We start from the raw sequence: 16933 nt of genomic DNA, 5'->3' as shown, positions 1-16933 counted from the left end.
CACATAAGCCCATACCCCCTGAACGGTTACGAATATTATGCTGTCACCGATCCACGTCGTCCTGAGCGCGTCTTTTTGCGCGAAGGACGACGTGGATCGGGGAATGGCATCGATCCCGGCTGCAAACAGGCCGGGCTACCACAGGCCAATTGGTACTAGTGGTCTACCTTGGGTCTGACAATCAATACATCACATTCTGCACCATGTAATATGGCATTGGCAGTTGAACCTAACAATAAGGAAAGGCCGTGCTTGCCATGGCTTCCTGTCACAATCAAATCTATTTTATGTTCTTCGGCTACCCTTAGAATTTCATTTTTGGTGGAACCAAACTCAATAAAGCGATGTTTGGCATCGACACCAAGTTTTTCAGCCAATTCATCCAGTTCTTTTTCCGCTTGTTCACGGATAGATAATTCCACTTCAGCAAATCCGGCAAAGCCTGGGTATGCATAAGCAGGAATGGGTTCGACAACGTGAACTAATATAAGATCAGCCTTATTTTCATCAGCAATCTTTTTTGCTTTAGCGGCGGCTTTAACGCCTACCTCGTCAAAATCGGTAGCAAATAATACCCTCTTATACATCATGTTCTCCTTAAAATTCCGATGTCTAAATTAAGAGTAGCAGATTAAGGGGTATTTTCCCAGCGGGTCTAATGAAGTCACATCGTCCTGAGCGCACTATTTTACGCGAAGGATTTCCCTGATTTGGCATGGTGTGCTACTTCGATTTCGTAGCCCGTATTAGGCGTCAGCCGTAATACGGGGATTAGCCTATTGCCACTTCGATCCCGGCTGCAAGCAGACCGGGCTACGTACTGTGCTATTTCGGATCAACTTCATCCAGATTGTTAACCAATATTGGAAAGGCCTGCTGTAACTGGTCTTATCCATGGGTTTAATTTTGCCAAATCGGCTGGCAGTGCCTTGGCTTTACTCTGCGCTTTGGCTCTGCTATCGAACTCACCCAAGGTTAATATATACCAAGTGCCCTTCGCATTCGTGAAATGCCTTACTTTTGCGTTGGCAAAGAGTTTATTACTTTGTCGGAACCTGTGTACATCGCTTACTCGGTGACTTGCTACCAGTTGGATAGTATATAAGTTGCCATGGGCTTTTTTAACTACAGGAGCTTTAGCCACTTTAACTTCTTTAGCTTCTGCTGGCTGGGCGAGTTTAGGAATTTGCACCAGCGTGGTTTCAGAAGAAGCGGGTACCACAGCAACATCAGGTTGTGCCTGAACCAAGGTTTCCCGTGTTCTTTTAACAGTAGGTATAACCACAACCTTGTCTACAATAGCAACAGTATTGATGTTATCTTCCTCATCAAACATATCATCCAGAATTTGTTTTTTAGGCAGGGCATAATGCACCAGCTGCCTTGTTGATGAATCTTGCCATGAAGCAATGAAACTGGCTAATTGCTCCCTTTGAGCTGCCGCTGGAATATCACCCAGTATATTTTTTATTGGTGCAGAAGCAGTCAACTGAGCGATTTCAGGAAATTGGTCAAGGCTGAATCCACCTTTAAAGTAAAGATAGGATGCTCCTGCAATGATCGCAGCGCTGGCAGCAATACCTGTTCTTTTTAATAGCTGCATTTTATTGCTTTTCTGCTGTTCGGAACATTTTAAAATAAAAGGTTCCAGACTTGAGTTGATTTTGGCCAGGTTACCTTTGGTCAACTGATAAAACTGTTTAAACTGAACATCTGACAGCGGTCTGTTAATCAGACGTGCATTCATAGCACGTTGTAACACATAAGTCCTTGTCTCGCTCTCGTTAAGGACACCCAATTCTATAGAATGAATTAAATTGTTGAAGTGCTCATTAGCCAGATTATTCAAAGTTGCTACTACAGAATAATCAGACATCATGCACATATGAAAGAAGCCAAACTCGCCCTGATTTTTAATAGCCAGCATGGCTTCTTTAATTAAAGATTCAGGAACATGTTGCGCATCATCAATAATTAATAATACATGTGCTTTTCGCTCATTTACTTGTGACACTATGGATTGAATGTTGGTTTGGGCATCATTATTCAAATGCAGCTGAGCAGCTATGTGATTAATCATTTCCTGTCTGTCACAAGGAGCCTTGGCCGTCATTGCAATTGATTTAATTTGCTGGTCCAGGTTGTTCTGTAGCAAGGTGCTAAATGAAGTTTTTCCGCCTTCTTTTTCCGATAGAACTGTAATTAATACATTATTAAAAAGAATCAAATGATTAATGAAATCTATCTTTGAAAGCCAGGAACCAGGTTTAAAAAGTGTTCTGGGTTGATTTACAGCTCCTGTTTCAAGCTGAATCGTTCCATTTGTCATTTTTTATTCTCCTTCTACCGCAGTAATAAGTGTGTTGTTCAAGCAATTTTCTGTTACTTTATCATCAAGATAACAGTCACCTGGTTTTTTAATCACGACAAAACGTAAAGAATTATTTTTAATTTTTTTATCCAGCCCCATTAAATCCTTTAATTTACCCAAATCAATGGATGCGGGAATTTTATGAGGTAAACCGGCATAGTCAAGCATCTGTTCTACTAATGTTACTGTTCCTGCATCAATCAAGCTCAATTTATACGATAATAGTGCAGCACAATACAATCCTATAGCTACTGCTTCACCATGCAGCCATCGTTGATAATCAGTGTATGTTTCCAATGCATGCGCAAAAGTATGGCCAAGATTGAGCAAGGCACGCTGCCCTGTTTCTCGCTCATCATGCTCCACAAAATGTGCTTTAATCCGGCAACACTGGGCAATCAGTTCCGGTAATTGCGGACTGTCAGCCCTTAACCCCTGCTTCAAGGCATCAAAGAGCTCTTGTAAAAAATCCCCACCAACCAGAAGACCGTATTTTATTACTTCTGCAAGCCCTGCTCGAAACTCTCTTTCGGGCAAAGTCTTTAAAGTATTTAAATCAATAATTACCGCTTTGGGTTGATAAAAGCTGCCTATCATATTTTTTCCCAAAGGATGGTTAATCGCAGTTTTTCCTCCGACTGAAGCATCAACCTGGGCAAGTAAGGTGGTAGGAATCTGGATAAAAGGCACACCGCGCTGATAAGTTGACGCAGCGAAGCCCACCATATCCCCAATTACTCCACCGCCCAAGGCAATCAGAGTCGTATCCCTGTGATGACGATTTTTAATCAAAGCATCATAAATGACAAATAAATTCTCTTGGTTTTTATGCTCTTCACCATCGGGAAGGACAACTACATCACATTGAACAGATGTAAATAAGGCTTTTAATGGTTCCAGATACAATGGCGCAATAGTTGTATTGGTCACTATAAGAACTTGTTGCGAAGAGAGAAATCCACTCATCACTTCTGGCGTACCAGCACCGTTACGACAAATAATTATCGGATATTGATATCCTGGTAATGAGACATCAACCTGAGCACATAACTCAAACTTCGCCATATATGTATTTTATTATGTTGTTTGCTACTGCTTTCACTGTTAATTTATCTGTTTCAAAACTGACATCAGCTAATTCATCGTAAAAAGGTTCGCGCTCATCTCTTAATGACTCCAACCGACCTTCCAAATCTTCTGTTTGCAGGAGAGGACGTTTGGTATCACGCTTGGTTCGTTCAAATTGCTGTTGTAAGGATGTTTTCAGATAGATAACCGTTCCCCGGCCTGCAAGAGCATTTCTGTTTTCAGGAGTGATCACGACACCGCCCCCTGTCGCCAACACGATATTGGTCTTTTGGGTCAGCTCATCGATAACCTTTTGCTCTCTGCGCCGAAATCCTTCTTCACCTTCTATATCAAAAATCCACGATATGTCGGCACCAGCACGCTCTTCTATGACTTCGTCCGAATCAAAGAATTCTAATTTGAGCTCCTTTGCCAAAGCACGGCCTATAGTGCTTTTTCCAGCACCCATGGGGCCAATGAGGAAAATATTTCGTACTTTAACTATGCTCATTTTTTCTTACATACCTCTTTAACTGTAGTGTCATAATTAACCAATTGAATCCTTCGCCTTCAATTGCATGATATTCTACAACGAATAGAAGCTAAAATCCCATAAAATTCTTTATTATGAGTATTTATACGTTCGCTATCAGGATGAATCGGGACTAAGGAAGCTCCATAGCCCGAACATATTATAGCAGGATTATACGGTGATACCCACTGCCATTAAGTTAAGCGATACTCCACCGTACCGCGGCTTGTCCGCGGTATCCAGAGATCTACGTTCGGAGAGAGATTCCTGGATCCCGGGGACAAGCCGCGGGACGGCGGAGTAGCTCTTAACTTAATGGCAGTGCCCTGCCTGCTCACACTTCATTAATATCGTATCAGCAAGCTTATTTGTAAGTTCCTTTTTCTCGTCCTTCAATAGTAGTTATAGATAACGAATTGGTTATAATCCTTGGAGTAATAAAAATCAATAACTCATCGTTATTTAAAGTAATTTGTTTATTTCGGAATAAAGCCCCTACAACTGGCAACTCGCCAAAGAAAGGTATTCTTCTCAGCGCTTTGTTTTTATCTTGTCTGTATATGCCGCCAAGAACAATAGTCTGACCATTATTAACCAGTACATTAGTCTGAATCTGCTTGGTTAAAATTGCAGGAACACCAAGGAATCGCTCGGAAGAAGGCGTATCCTGATTAATCTGTAAATCCATCAATATTCTGCTGTCTGGCGTTATTTGCGGCGTTACTTTCAAGCTCAGAACCGCTTTTTTGAACGCCACAGCAGTAGCACCACTTGATGTGGATTCCTGATAAGGAATCTCTTGTCCCTGTTCAATCACGGCTGATTGCTGGTTAGTAGTAATAAGCCTTGGGCTTGATATCAATTCAGCCAGACCTTCACTCTCCAGGGCAGATAACTCCAAATCAAGTAAAATGCCATCACCCAGTTTCGCCAAGGCAATACCCATGGATGCTGGTGAGGCTCCACTGCCCGGCACCGCGGCCAAATCCAGATTCAAACGCTGAGCCACAGGGATTGCTGCCGGGTTAGCCAAGCCGGCAGGTAACTGGAGCTGGTTCGCACCATCAAGGGTACCACTTAAATGCGTGGGTCTGGAAACACCCCATCTGATGCCTATATCCTGACTGAAATCTTTGGTGACTTCTACGATACGGGCTTCGATGAGTACCTGTTTCACAGGAATATCGAGCTGCTTTATCAATTCTCTGACTTCTTCAATTTTTGTTCCGGTATCCTGTATCCAAATGGTGTTGGTTCTGGCATCAACACTGATTTTACCATTAGGGGATAATAATGAATTTTGCTTGTCTTTAATCAGAATAGCGATATCGGTAGCTTTGGCATAATTGATTTGTAATAAATCAGAACGAACCGGTTCCAGTTTCTGGATAATCTGTTGGCTCTTCAATTCATCCTCTTCCATTTTATCCATGGAAGCTTTGGTATCAATGAGCATCACATTACCGGTTTTACGCTTATCCAGGCCTTGGGTAGTCAATATAATATCAAGCGCCTGATCCCAGGGAATGTCATTTAATCTGAGAGTAATATCTCCCTGCACTTTGTCACTGACTACCATGTTTATCCCGGTAAAATCAGCAAGTAACTGCAGCACTGCCCTGATGTTGATATTCTGGAAATTCAGGGAAATACGCTTTCCAGTGAACACTTGTTTTTTAAGTTTCGCCTGTTGAATTTCTTCGGCCGTCAGAGGGAATATATCAATCATAAATTGTTTATTGACCTGATAAACAAAATGGCCATAATCACCTTTGCTCAGAATGGTCATACGCACATTCTTTGCGTCCTGTTGCAGAGTAACTACCTGAACAGGGCTATGAAAATCGGTCACATCAAAACGTTTCGCAAGTCTGGTGGGAATTTTGGTATTGAGAAAATTAACCACGACTTCTTTACCAACCTGGGTCACATCGATTGGAATACTGGTATCAGAAACATCAACCAGCACTCGACCACCCTGTTTGTCTATGCCGCGAAAATCCAGACGATTTATCTCATGTTTGGCGTTAATCACCTGGTTGGTTATAAAAATCTCTTTCGTATTTTGAAATATCTCGTTACTTTTTCCATTTATAACAAGGCTGTAAACGTTCCCTGCAGAACTTCCTGAATAGGAAACACTACGTTGTAAATCCAGTATGGCTCTGACGCGATCGGCGACAGACACTACAGTATAATTATTCAGCGAACCTAATTGAATTTTTTGTGTTCTTTGATCGACAGGTAATTGCAGATCAGTGCTGATGAAATCAAGAACTATCCGGGCAGGTTTTTCAGTAATGAAACTTGCAGGCAATTGTTTCAGAGGCTTGGCAAACTCAAAATCCACTCGAACCCTGTTTTCAGGTAAGGGAATTATCTTCACAGAAATCAGTGAATTATCTTTAGCAATTGCAGCACCAAAGCCAGCACTTATCAAAATCAAAATAGCGATAATCTTTCGCACATGTTACTCCTGCTTGCCGGTATCTAAGTTAATTGTGGTAATTTGCTTTTCCCACTCCCCAGTATTTTTTGTGGTTTCTTCAAGCTTAATCAACTCTCGCTTGATAAGAATAATACGACCATAATTTTGACCCATATAATCGCCAACTCTGACGCGGGAAATTTGCCCGCTAGGTTGTCTTATCAATGCCCAAATCATACCGTCTTGTTCCAGGATACCTACAAACTTCAGGGCATCCAAAGGAAAAGCTTCCAGCGGCTGTTTCATTCTCTTTTGATCGGGAGCATATTGATCAGTATTTTTCTTCACCTCTACCGGTTTAAATGGACTCCGTCTGTTGTCATTTTCCGGAAATTTAAAAATGGGCAAAGGAGCAAATTGTGGAATTGGTTCAATTTTTTTAGCAGGTCTCGCCTTAATTTCATTAATGTATTTCATCAAATCACTATTATCACCAGAACAGGCACTCAATAACAGGGATATCAATCCAGCCAGTAATGTGTGTAATTGCCGTTTTAAGTTCATCATTGTGACCGATATCGGTATATTTTAGCAGTGATGTTCATCACTAATTCATCCTCTGAAAACGTTTTATTATCTTTAGAGGACACCCCTTGAATACTAAACTCGTGTAGCGTAACAATCCTGTTCATTTCGGCGACCCGGCTTAAAAAGACAGCCAATTGCATGTAGGTACCTACCACAGTAATTTTAATGGGTAATTCAATATAAAAGTCATGTTCTACTTCGGGTTGGGGAGCAAACAATTCAAATTTCAATCCCGAAGCAACCCCTGTCTTGGAAATCTCTTCCAAAAGGCCTGGCATTTCATTTTTAGCAGGCAGTTGCCTTAACATGGTTCCAAAACGCTCATTCATTAATTGCAATTGATTGCGGTATGCCTGCAGGTTGGATGCCTGATGTTGTTTGGTTTCAAAATCCTGCCTTAAGGTTGCTTCTCGTGCCTTCAGAGTATCAAACTGTTCAAAATTAGACTTGACAATCAGCCAATATCCTAAAGCAATAATCAGAAGGCTTACACCAGAAATGACACCAAGCCTCACCGCCAAGGGCCATTGACCTACATTTTCCAGTGTTAATTCACTTAGATTGACTGTATTCATTATTAATTACCGGCCTAATATTTGGGTTTAAGTACAAAGCTTAATTTAAATTCATTGTTTGCAAGCCGTTTGTCGTCATCCATCTTTTTAATTTCAGTCAGAACAGGCGCTTGTATCCATGCATTGCTCTCTATACTTCTCATAAGCAGTGAAATGTTGGTATTCGATTCTGTATACCCCCAAACGGTAACAATATCATTTTGCCTTTCCAGTTTAGTAACGTAAATTCCTGTGGGCATTACTTTAATTAACTCATCAAAAAGATGAACCATAAGTGTTCTTGTAGATTGCAGGTTCTGGACTATAGACATACGGGAAATCAGCCCATCCCTTATTTGTTTTAATGCTTTAATCTCTCTTATTTGGTCATCCAGACTACTTATTTCCTTTTCAAGGATCTGGTTTCTCGTTGTTTGATTGCTTATCAGGTGTGATGCATAGGAATTAATTAAAAACACTACCACAGCTGCTGCCGTAACTCCTATTAATAGCATAGTGGTGAACATTTTTTTCTCTTGTTCACGTTTTTGTTCACGCCATGGTAGTAAGTTAATTTCTGTCATTTTTTACTCTACATGCCTTAATGCCAACCCGCAAGCCACCATAAGAGCAGGAGCATCATTATTTATTGAGTCAAGATGAACCATTTTACCCAATGACATGTGCGCTAAGGGGTTTGCAACCGTAGTCGTAACACCTAATTGCTCCTGAATTAACTCTGCCAGTCCTGGCTTCCTGGCCAGGCCACCTGCTAATAAAATGTGGTCAACGAAACCATGCTGACTTGTCGAATAGAAAAATTGTAAGGTTCGTTTAATTTGCAGCAGCACCATTTCTTTAAATGGCTCCAGAACCTCAACCTCATAATCGGGAGGGAGTGTTCCTTCATTTTTTGCTGTCAGTGCTTGTTCAGTCGTCATTTTATAATGTTCTGCAATTGCCTCTATCAGTTGCATACCACCAAATTTTTCTTCTCGTGAAAAGATGAGGCGCATACCATGTAATACAAAGAGATGGGTGTAATGAGCACCGATATCGATAATGGCGACAATTTTATCTTGTCCCCCGGCAGGCAATTCGCTGGTCAGTTGTTGTGCTGCCCTTTCTACTGCATAAGATTCAACGTCTACGACACGGGTTTCAAGACCGGCACGTGCTATAGCCTCTACCCTGCTGTTCACGTTTTCAGCTCGTGAAGCAACAATCAAAACATCCAGCATCGCTGAGTTTTTTGTAGAATGCCCCAGGACTTCAAAATCAAGATTAATTTCATCAATGGGATAGGGAATGTATTTGTCCGCCTCTATAACTACCAGTTCTTCCATTTCAGCATCAGTCAAACCATCGTTGATCTGTACTATTTTGCTGATAACTGCAGAATCGGGAACGGCCAGAGCAACTTGCTTGCAGGAGATCTTTTGGCGTTCACATAGTTTTTTAATGCAATTGGCAACCGCTTCTATATCTTTAATCACATTTCCATCAAGTGCATCGGGAGGTAAAGCTTCTCGTCCGTAACCTTCAACGCATAGCTGATCACCAGAACCTGAAAATTCCAGTATTTTCACGGCTGATGAACTAATATCAATACCAAGAATAGAACGATTCTTATTCTTAAACAGTTTGAGCACTTGTCTTATCTCCCTGTATCTCCCATGCGATCAAAAAACGCTCCTTTGGTGACGTGCTACTGCATTATTTCTATTATTAAATATGATGTTATCTTAAGCTGTTAAAAATTGGAATCATTTTGCCAGTAATTTAAATAGTCTTTTTAATAGATAAGCTTTCTCAGGATACACATGGGTAGCCCCGATTCACGTCGTCCTGAGCGCGTCTTTTTGCGCGAAGGATCTCCAAATACTGGCACCATTCCACACTTTCAGGAGATCCTTCGCGCAAAAAGACGCGCTCAGGACGACGTGGATCAGGACGACGTGGATCGGGGTGTGCAGAAGAGACACCTGCAAGCATCATTTTATGCCAATAAATTACACTTGTCGATTGTAAAATAGACACTCTATTTGTATCAAATTTCCTTATAATGTACGAGTAAATAAACACTTGCACTTGCCCAAAACATTCAATATAGTGAAAAGCCAAGTTGTTAGGGATTTCCACATTTTAAAATAGATTTTAGCTTTAAAAGGAGTTTTAAATGACTAAATTAGAAGAATTACTTTATTCGCTAACCAACATTATAGTCAGCTATCATGACAGTCAAAACGGTGTTACAAAAATAGTTCCATACGATAAAGATTCTATTGAACAGAGAAGAAAATTATCTGTTTGTGTACTCAATATTATTGATAATAAAGAGAAAGACTTTAATGCACATTTGAAAGACTTAATTGAAGAATGTACTGTTAAAATAGGATACCCCAATCGAAAGCCTTTCCTGCATTTCATTTTAAACGAAATTACTGTACTTAAATCTCTGATAGATAAAAAGGAGGCAGTTACAATTGGAGAGTTGGATCAGTACGAAGACCAACTCAAACAATTACTTACCGTGTTCAAAACACTTTTAAAAACGGGTAAATCCACCACGTGTGAAGTTAAGTACAGTCAATCCCATGAACCCATATCGCTTTCTGGATTGAAAAAGGATTCTTATCTAAGCTACGGAAGTCCTTGGTGCAATTCAGGTGATCTATTACAAAAAGAAGTGTTGGAAGCGTTAGACATAACAGTAGGCAAGAAAGATAAAGCTGATACTACAGACGAAGAAATCAAAATCATCGCAGCACAATTATGTGCAAATTATAAAAAGGAGTTACGTAGTTCACAGCTGGAAGCAGAAAACGCTGTCTTGCGCAAAGAAGTTATGGAGTTAAAACAAACACTGACAACTCAAGAAGGTACGATCAAAAGACAAGATGATGAAATCAGTCGACTAAGGCAACAACTCAGTGATTTTCGTAATGGCATTATAAGTCCCAGAATACCTCTTGGTATGGCTGCGGCAGCAATCCCTGCCTCATTCTTTGGTTTGAACCGTTTTGCACAATCAAGAAGTACAACATCTATTGAGAAAGAGCCAGATTTTCGATTTGATGGTCCGGAATAACAGGGCGACGTAGAGCGTAATACGGGCGGCAAGCAGCTGTACAGGTGCAAGAAATAAAGTACGTGCCAATAGAACTGTTCCGCTTCCTGACGGTCGCGGCTCGGTTTTCGTGCGTTTGTATTTACTTTATCGTGCACCAGAAAACCGAGCCGCGACTGTTAAGGAGCGGAATTTTTATTGAGACACAGGGCTGGCATTCATGTAGATACCAATAGGACAAGCTGCGGGACGGCAACTTAACGTGAATTTCGGATAACAAGCTTCTTATCCGAAACTCACGTTAACTTAATGACAGTGCCCTGTCGGGCACCCTCCCCCGGAGGTGGAGGGGCTACTTGCGAAGAGCATCCTGTTTATTTGCATCCTTTTTACAGGATTAAAATACAGCCCTTCGCTAATACGGGCTACGATCTTGATAGAATTAAAACAAGTTCTCTTCAACAGGCGCCAATTGCTGATCACTGTTGTCCGCATTGTAAACAGGTGCGGCATCTTGTTCCGCCGGAATTTCATTGTTTCGGAAATACTCAATAATGCCATTTTCCTGATTCGGCTTGGCTAATAAGCCACTGGCTTTATCAATACGCACGGCGACCACATTATCTGGCTGTTTGAGTTCGTGCTCGGGTTTACCTTTCAATGCTTCCTTCATAAAATCAATCCACAAAGGCAGAGCCAGTCCTGCAGCGTATTCATGTAAGGATTTGGGATTATCAAAACCTATCCATGTAGTAACAACCAAATCGGGACTGAATCCGGCAAACCAGGCATCAACCTGATCATTAGTCGTTCCGGTTTTTCCTGCAATATCCTGACGGTTCAGAACACGAGCAGCTCTGGCTGTACCATGCTGAACCACATCCCTTAAAGCAGTATTCATTAAGAAAGCAATATCTTCCGGAATAACACGTGGTGCCATTGTAGACGTATCTACTTTATCAGGATCACAGGAATTACAAACCACTGTGGGTTTCGCTTGTAACAGAATCTTGCCATCAGTATCGGTAATGTGATCTATAAGATAAGGTTCAACTTTATAGCCACCATTAGCGAATACAGCATATGCAGCAGTCAAGTCCATTGGGCTGACTGACAAGCTTCCCAAAGCAAGGGACAAGCCTTTAGGCAGTGTTTTTTTGCTAAAGCCAAAGCGGGTCAGAAAATCAATAGTGTAATTAATTCCTATATCATCCAGAATACGAATGGAAACCAGATTCTTGGACTGAACCAGTGCTTGTTTCAATCGCGTAGGTCCATTGAATTTAAGATTAACATTATGAGGGCGCCAGAGATTAGGCTGACTTGGGTCATCAACTACTATAGGTGCATCATTAATTAAAGTTGCCAGGTTATAGCCATTATTTAAAGCAGCAGCATAAACAAAAGGTTTAAAACTGGAACCTGGTTGTCTGCTGGACTGAGTGGCCCGGTTAAATTTACTTTTCTGGAAATTAAAGCCACCAACCAAAACTTCTATCGCACCATTTTGGGGATTAAGCGCAACCATAGCTGATTCAGCTTCTGGAATCTGAGCCAATTCCCAATACTTTTCTGTTGAATGAACATAAACTATATCGCCGACAGCAACAACCTGTTGTGCCTTGACGGGCGACTTTCCAACCCAACCTCGTTTAAGAGCAGGTCTTGCCCATGATAAGCCTTCCCAGGGAATAATAAATGTTTGTCCATTCTGTAATGCAGCCGTAGCTTCTTTTTCACTGACTTCAGTAATCACAGCAGGAACAAGAGTATTAAGCTCAGGATATTGTCTGAGATATTTTTGTCTGACTTCAGGTGATTGGCTGTCTTTTTCACCAATAGTCGCAATTGGTCCCCTATAACCATGTCTGTGATCATAGGCAACCAGATTCTTTTCAACAACCTGATTGGCTGTATTTTGCAGTCTACCATCAATAGTAGTGTAAACCTTATACCCTTTTGTATAGGCATCGGGGCCAAAGTTGTCGTATAAAGACTGACGGATCATTTCAGCGACATATGGCGCTCTGACTTCTATATGAGTACCGTGTAACTTGGCAGTAATCGGCTGGTTAACTGCATTCTGATATTGCTCTTCATTGATGTAATGCTCTTCCAGTAAACGCTCCAACACATGATCACGTCGCTTTTTAGCAGCGAGCGGATTAGCAATAGGATTTTGCGTTGAGGGTGCCTGAGGTAGTCCTGCTATCATGGCAAGCTCGGCCAGATTCAATTCTTTAAGCGGTTTACCAAAATAAACCATAGCAGCAGCCCCAACACCGTAGGCACGGTTACCCAGGTAGATGCGGTTAAGATACAGCTCCAGAATTTTTTCTTTACTTAATTCCCTGTCAATTTTAATAGCTAACATAATTTCATTAAATTTACGTAAAAAAGTCTTTTTACGGCTTAAAAAGAAATTACGCGCAACCTGCATAGTGATGGTACTGCCACCCTGAGATTTGGTACCCGTTTTTAACATACGGACTGCAGCACGACCCAGCCCCATGACATCCACACCAGGGTGTTCAAAAAAACGTTGGTCTTCAGTCGCTATCAGTGCATGAACCAAAGTCTGCGGGATTTCATCATAAGTAACAGGGATACGTTTCTTCTCACCATACTCCTGAATCAATAAGCCTTCCTTACTGAAAATCTGTAAAGGTACCTGTAATTGTACTGTTTTTAATGAATCGACATTAGGGAGCTGGCTTTCCAGATAAAGATATAAAAGACTACCCGCCACTAACAGAAGAAAAAACAGACTCATCAGCGCCCAAAGACCTTTACGCCAGAAGTATGCCATTTTTTTCATAGAATATTTTAGTTGAAAGAGATTAGTCCAACATTATACAGCGAAACTTTATCATATTGCGAGTTTTGTCAGGAAAAAGGCTGTTTTTTAGAAGGGATTTTCTTTTACTGTCCAAAAAATTCAGACTAAAACATCGTATTAGCTGAATAGTGGCAGTAACGACTGGATAAAACAAGCTTCTTATCCATAACTCACATTATTTAAGATGTTTTTGTAGCCCGGTCCGATCTACGTCGTCCTGAGCGCGTCTTTTTGCGCGAAGGACGACGTGAATCGGGATGTGTAGAAGGGGCAGCTGCTTGCAGCCGGGATGGTGCCACTTCGATCCCGGTTGCAAGCAACCGGGCTACAGCAGACCGGGCTACGAATCCAATTAAAAACCTTAAGTATTCTGCGCTTATCTACCTGCCAATGCTACCGCGGCCGGGGTATATTCATAACCTAAGTCCCGGGCTACTGCTTCATAAGTAATCTTCCCTTGATGAACGTTTAAGCCATTCAACAAATGGGGATTATCCAGTAAAGCCAGTTTGGTTCCTTTGGTTACTATGCTTAAAACAAAAGGTAAAGTCGCGTTATTCAGAGCGAAGGTAGATGTTCTTGGCACTGCTCCTGGCATGTTTGCCACGCAATAATGAACCACATTATCAACTACATAGGTTGGTTCCTGATGCGTTGTGGCGCGGCTAGTCTCGAAGCACCCCCCCTGATCAATAGCAACGTCAACCAATACAGAGCCTGGGCGCATGGAGCTTAACATAGCGCGGGTTACCAGTTTGGGAGCAGCAGCACCTGGTACAAGCACAGCACCAATGACCAGATCGGCACTGGAAACATATCGCTCAATGGAATCAGCAGTAGAATAAACGGTATTAAGCTTGGAACCAAATTGGAAATCCAGTTCGTTTAATCGTTGTAAAGAGCGATCAAGGACTATAACGCGTGCTTCCATACCCATAGCCATACGGACTGCGTTAGTACCAACCACACCACCACCGATGATAACAACATTCGCAGCAGCAACACCTGGTACACCGCCCAAAAGAACACCACTACCGCCTTGAGCCATTTCTAAACAATGAGCTCCAGCTTGTATCGACATTCTACCAGCAACTTGCGACATTGGAGTAAGCAAAGGCAAACCGCCATCGTCCTGAGTTACAGTTTCATATGCTATAGCGGTTACGCCAGATTCTTTGAGCAAACGAGTTTGCTGTGGATCTGGAGCCAAATGTAAATAAGTGAATAAAGTTTGGCCTTCACGCAATCTTTTGCATTCTATAGGTTGTGGTTCTTTAACTTTGACAATTAATTCTGCATTAGCGAATACGTCATCAGCAGTATCAACTACTTCAGCTCCGGCATTTCTATAATCATCATCAGAAATACCAATGCCAAGACCTGCACCGCGCTCTACCAAAACCTGACTACCCGCTCTGATAATTTCACCAACACTTGAAGGAACCAGCCCTACTCTGTTTTCCTGCGATTTTATTTCCTTTGGAACGCCTACTAACATAACAACTCCTCTTATCGGATGTTTAGGGTCTGATGACTTTTCTCAGCCTTGCTCAAAATAGTTTCGCCTTTTCAAGAAAATAAAAAGAAGCAAAACTATTAAAAACAAGAAAAATGAATTATCAAACAGACTTTAATTGTTCGATTAATTGCGGAACTAATTCAAATAAATCGCCCACCAGGCCATAATTGGCGATTTGAAAAATGGGGGCATCTTCATCTTTATTAATTGCCACAATTACCTTGGAATCTTTCATACCCGCTAAATGCTGAACTGCACCGGATATACCCACAGCTATATAAAGTGTTGGAGCAACGACTTTCCCTGTCTGTCCCACCTGGTAATCATTGGGAACAAAACCAGCATCAACTGCAGCGCGGGAAGCACCAACAGCAGCACCAAGAGCATCTGCCAATTCTTCAATTAATTTAAATTTCTCAGCGCTTTGCAAGCCTCTGCCGCCTGAAACAACAATCTTGGCACTCCCTAAATCAGGCCGTTCAGACTTGCTTAATTCATGTCTGATAAACTGGCTGTTTTTAGCTGTGAATTCCTGAGGCATACTTTCAATACAGCATGCTGTCTGGCTGCCTGTGACCGGATTAAATGCTGTAGTTCTGACGGTCAGAACTTTTATGGGATCTAAAAGTTTAACAGTTTCTATAGCATTACCGGCGTAAATGGGATGTTCAAAAGTATCTGCATCCAGGACTTTGGTTATATCAGAAACCTGGGCAACATCCAAAAGTGCCGCAATGCGTGGGGCAATATTTTTACCATAAGTGCTGGCTGGAGCAAGAACAGCATTAAATGAACTGGCGAAAGAAACAATCAAATCACTGATTTGCTCTGCCAACTGGTGTTCATAACAAGGATTATCAACATACCAGACTGCATGTGCCCCTTCCAGGGCCGCTACTTGTTCGGCAACTGTCTTGCACTGATGACCAACAACAAGTAAGGTCGGCTTATCGTCTAAATCCAAAGCAGCCGCCAGTGTATTACGTGTTGATGGATGCATGGTTTGGTTATTATGTTCTACAAGAACTAAAGTGCTCATCGTTTCTCCTTATCAAAGCACTTTGGCTTCATGTTGTAATTTGTCCAACAATGCGGCCACTGATTCAACCTTTATTCCGCCACTACGAGTCGCGGGCGCATTCACTTTCACTATTTCAATGTGCTTTTTCAATGTCAGTCCCAAAGTATCCAGTTCTACAATATCCAGGGGCTTGCGTTTGGCTTTCATAATATTGGGAAGGCTTGCATAACGTGGCTCGTTTAATCGTAAATCTGTACTGACCACCGCAGGTAATTTAATGTTTATTGTTTCCAGCCCCCCGTCAATTTCGCGAGTTACTTCAAGTTGATCAGCACTCTCTTTGATTTGAGATGCATAAGTTGCCTGAGGCCAGTTCAACAAAGCAGCGAGCATTTGTGGTGTCTGATTGTTATCGCCATCGATGGTTTGCTTACCCATCAATATTAATGAAGGTTTTTCATCTTCGCTGATCTTTTTCAGAACTTTGGCTACGTTCAGACTTTCCAAAGATTTTTCTGTACGTACGAGGATAGCTTTGTCGGCACCCAAAGCAAGGGCATGGCGTAAGGTTTCTTGTGAGCTGTCGTCACCAATGCTGACCACAACCACTTCAGACGCCCAATTTTTTTCACGTAAACGCAAGGCTTCTTCTACAGCGATTTCATCGAAGGGATTCATAGCCATTTTTATATTTTGCGTTTCGACTCCTGAATTATCCGATTTGACACGAATTTTGACATAAGGGTCTATTACACGCTTCACTGCCACGAGTATTTTCATGGTTCCTCACTGGAATATCAAAACAGTCTGCATCTTGCCAAGATATGATTTTAAATTCAAGGGTTTATTCTTGTCAAAATCGCAAATGAACATATAAGCAATTGAAAAATAATAATAAATTAAAATATCCCCTAATGGGTCGTAGCCCGGTCTGCTCGCGACC

At 41.6% G+C, this 16933-nt stretch carries 14 protein-coding genes; 1 reads left to right on the top strand and 13 read right to left on the bottom strand.

Going from position 1 to position 16933, the window contains the following annotated elements; genetic code table 11:
- Positions 1–155 precede the first annotated feature (155 nt).
- The 9 genes from B094_RS0102245 to B094_RS0102205 form a co-directional block, all read right to left on the bottom strand.
- A complete protein-coding gene (locus B094_RS0102245; protein ID WP_018576166.1) occupies positions 156–587 on the bottom strand; it encodes a universal stress protein in 432 nt (143 codons plus the stop codon).
- Positions 588–853: 266 nt separating this feature from the next.
- On the bottom strand, positions 854–2329 hold the full coding sequence (locus tag B094_RS0102240; RefSeq protein ID WP_018576165.1) for an SPOR domain-containing protein: 1476 nt from the start codon (positions 2327–2329) through the stop codon (positions 854–856).
- A gap of 3 nt (positions 2330–2332) precedes the next feature.
- Positions 2333–3436 (bottom strand): 3-dehydroquinate synthase, encoded by a 1104-nt coding sequence (gene aroB, locus B094_RS0102235; RefSeq protein WP_018576164.1) that lies wholly within the window; start codon positions 3434–3436, stop codon positions 2333–2335.
- The gene (gene aroK / locus B094_RS0102230) at positions 3423–3950 is read right to left on the bottom strand and encodes a shikimate kinase AroK (RefSeq protein ID WP_018576163.1); all 528 of its coding nucleotides are present in this window, start codon (positions 3948–3950) and stop codon (positions 3423–3425) included. Before aroK ends, aroB begins: the two co-directional genes overlap by 14 nt.
- A gap of 385 nt (positions 3951–4335) precedes the next feature.
- Positions 4336–6438, bottom strand: coding sequence for a type IV pilus secretin PilQ (locus B094_RS0102225; RefSeq protein ID WP_018576162.1), 2103 nt, complete (start codon positions 6436–6438; stop codon positions 4336–4338).
- 3 nt (positions 6439–6441) lie between these two features.
- Complete coding sequence (locus B094_RS0102220; RefSeq protein WP_018576161.1) at positions 6442–6966, bottom strand: pilus assembly protein PilP; 525 nt, start codon at positions 6964–6966, stop codon at positions 6442–6444.
- The gene (locus tag B094_RS0102215; RefSeq protein WP_018576160.1) at positions 6963–7562 is read right to left on the bottom strand and encodes a type IV pilus inner membrane component PilO; all 600 of its coding nucleotides are present in this window, start codon (positions 7560–7562) and stop codon (positions 6963–6965) included. Before B094_RS0102215 ends, B094_RS0102220 begins: the two co-directional genes overlap by 4 nt.
- A gap of 14 nt (positions 7563–7576) precedes the next feature.
- Complete coding sequence (locus B094_RS0102210) at positions 7577–8125, bottom strand: PilN domain-containing protein (protein ID WP_018576159.1); 549 nt, start codon at positions 8123–8125, stop codon at positions 7577–7579.
- 3 nt (positions 8126–8128) lie between these two features.
- Positions 8129–9193 carry a pilus assembly protein PilM gene (locus tag B094_RS0102205; protein WP_018576158.1) on the bottom strand — a complete coding sequence of 355 codons (1065 nt, stop codon included), beginning with the start codon at positions 9191–9193 and terminating at the stop codon, positions 8129–8131.
- Positions 9194–9720: 527 nt separating this feature from the next.
- On the opposite strand from B094_RS0102205, the gene B094_RS15540 reads away from it, so the two are divergent.
- Positions 9721–10632 carry a hypothetical protein gene (locus B094_RS15540; protein WP_018576156.1) on the top strand — a complete coding sequence of 304 codons (912 nt, stop codon included), beginning with the start codon at positions 9721–9723 and terminating at the stop codon, positions 10630–10632.
- A 421-nt stretch (positions 10633–11053) separates the two neighbouring features.
- Here B094_RS15540 and B094_RS0102190 read toward each other — a convergent pair whose 3' ends face one another.
- The 4 genes from B094_RS0102190 to B094_RS0102175 all read right to left on the bottom strand — a co-directional run bounded on the left by B094_RS0102190 (position 11054) and on the right by B094_RS0102175 (position 16770).
- Complete coding sequence (locus B094_RS0102190) at positions 11054–13429, bottom strand: penicillin-binding protein 1A (protein ID WP_018576155.1); 2376 nt, start codon at positions 13427–13429, stop codon at positions 11054–11056.
- Positions 13430–13826: 397 nt separating this feature from the next.
- The gene (ald, locus tag B094_RS0102185; RefSeq protein ID WP_018576154.1) at positions 13827–14948 is read right to left on the bottom strand and encodes an alanine dehydrogenase; all 1122 of its coding nucleotides are present in this window, start codon (positions 14946–14948) and stop codon (positions 13827–13829) included.
- Between the two features lie 121 nt (positions 14949–15069).
- Positions 15070–16008, bottom strand: a complete 939-nt coding sequence (locus tag B094_RS0102180) for an electron transfer flavoprotein subunit alpha/FixB family protein (protein ID WP_018576153.1) — start codon at positions 16006–16008, stop codon at positions 15070–15072.
- A gap of 12 nt (positions 16009–16020) precedes the next feature.
- Entirely contained in the window at positions 16021–16770 is a 750-nt protein-coding gene (locus tag B094_RS0102175; RefSeq protein ID WP_018576152.1) for an electron transfer flavoprotein subunit beta/FixA family protein, read from the bottom strand.
- Between the last annotated feature and the right edge of the window lie 163 nt (positions 16771–16933).

This window comes from Legionella shakespearei DSM 23087 (genome assembly GCF_000373765.1).
Taxonomy (GTDB): Bacteria; Pseudomonadota; Gammaproteobacteria; order Legionellales; family Legionellaceae; genus Legionella; species Legionella shakespearei.
Note: the sequence above shows the minus strand (reverse complement) of the source record. Positions and strands in the feature narration are given on the sequence as shown.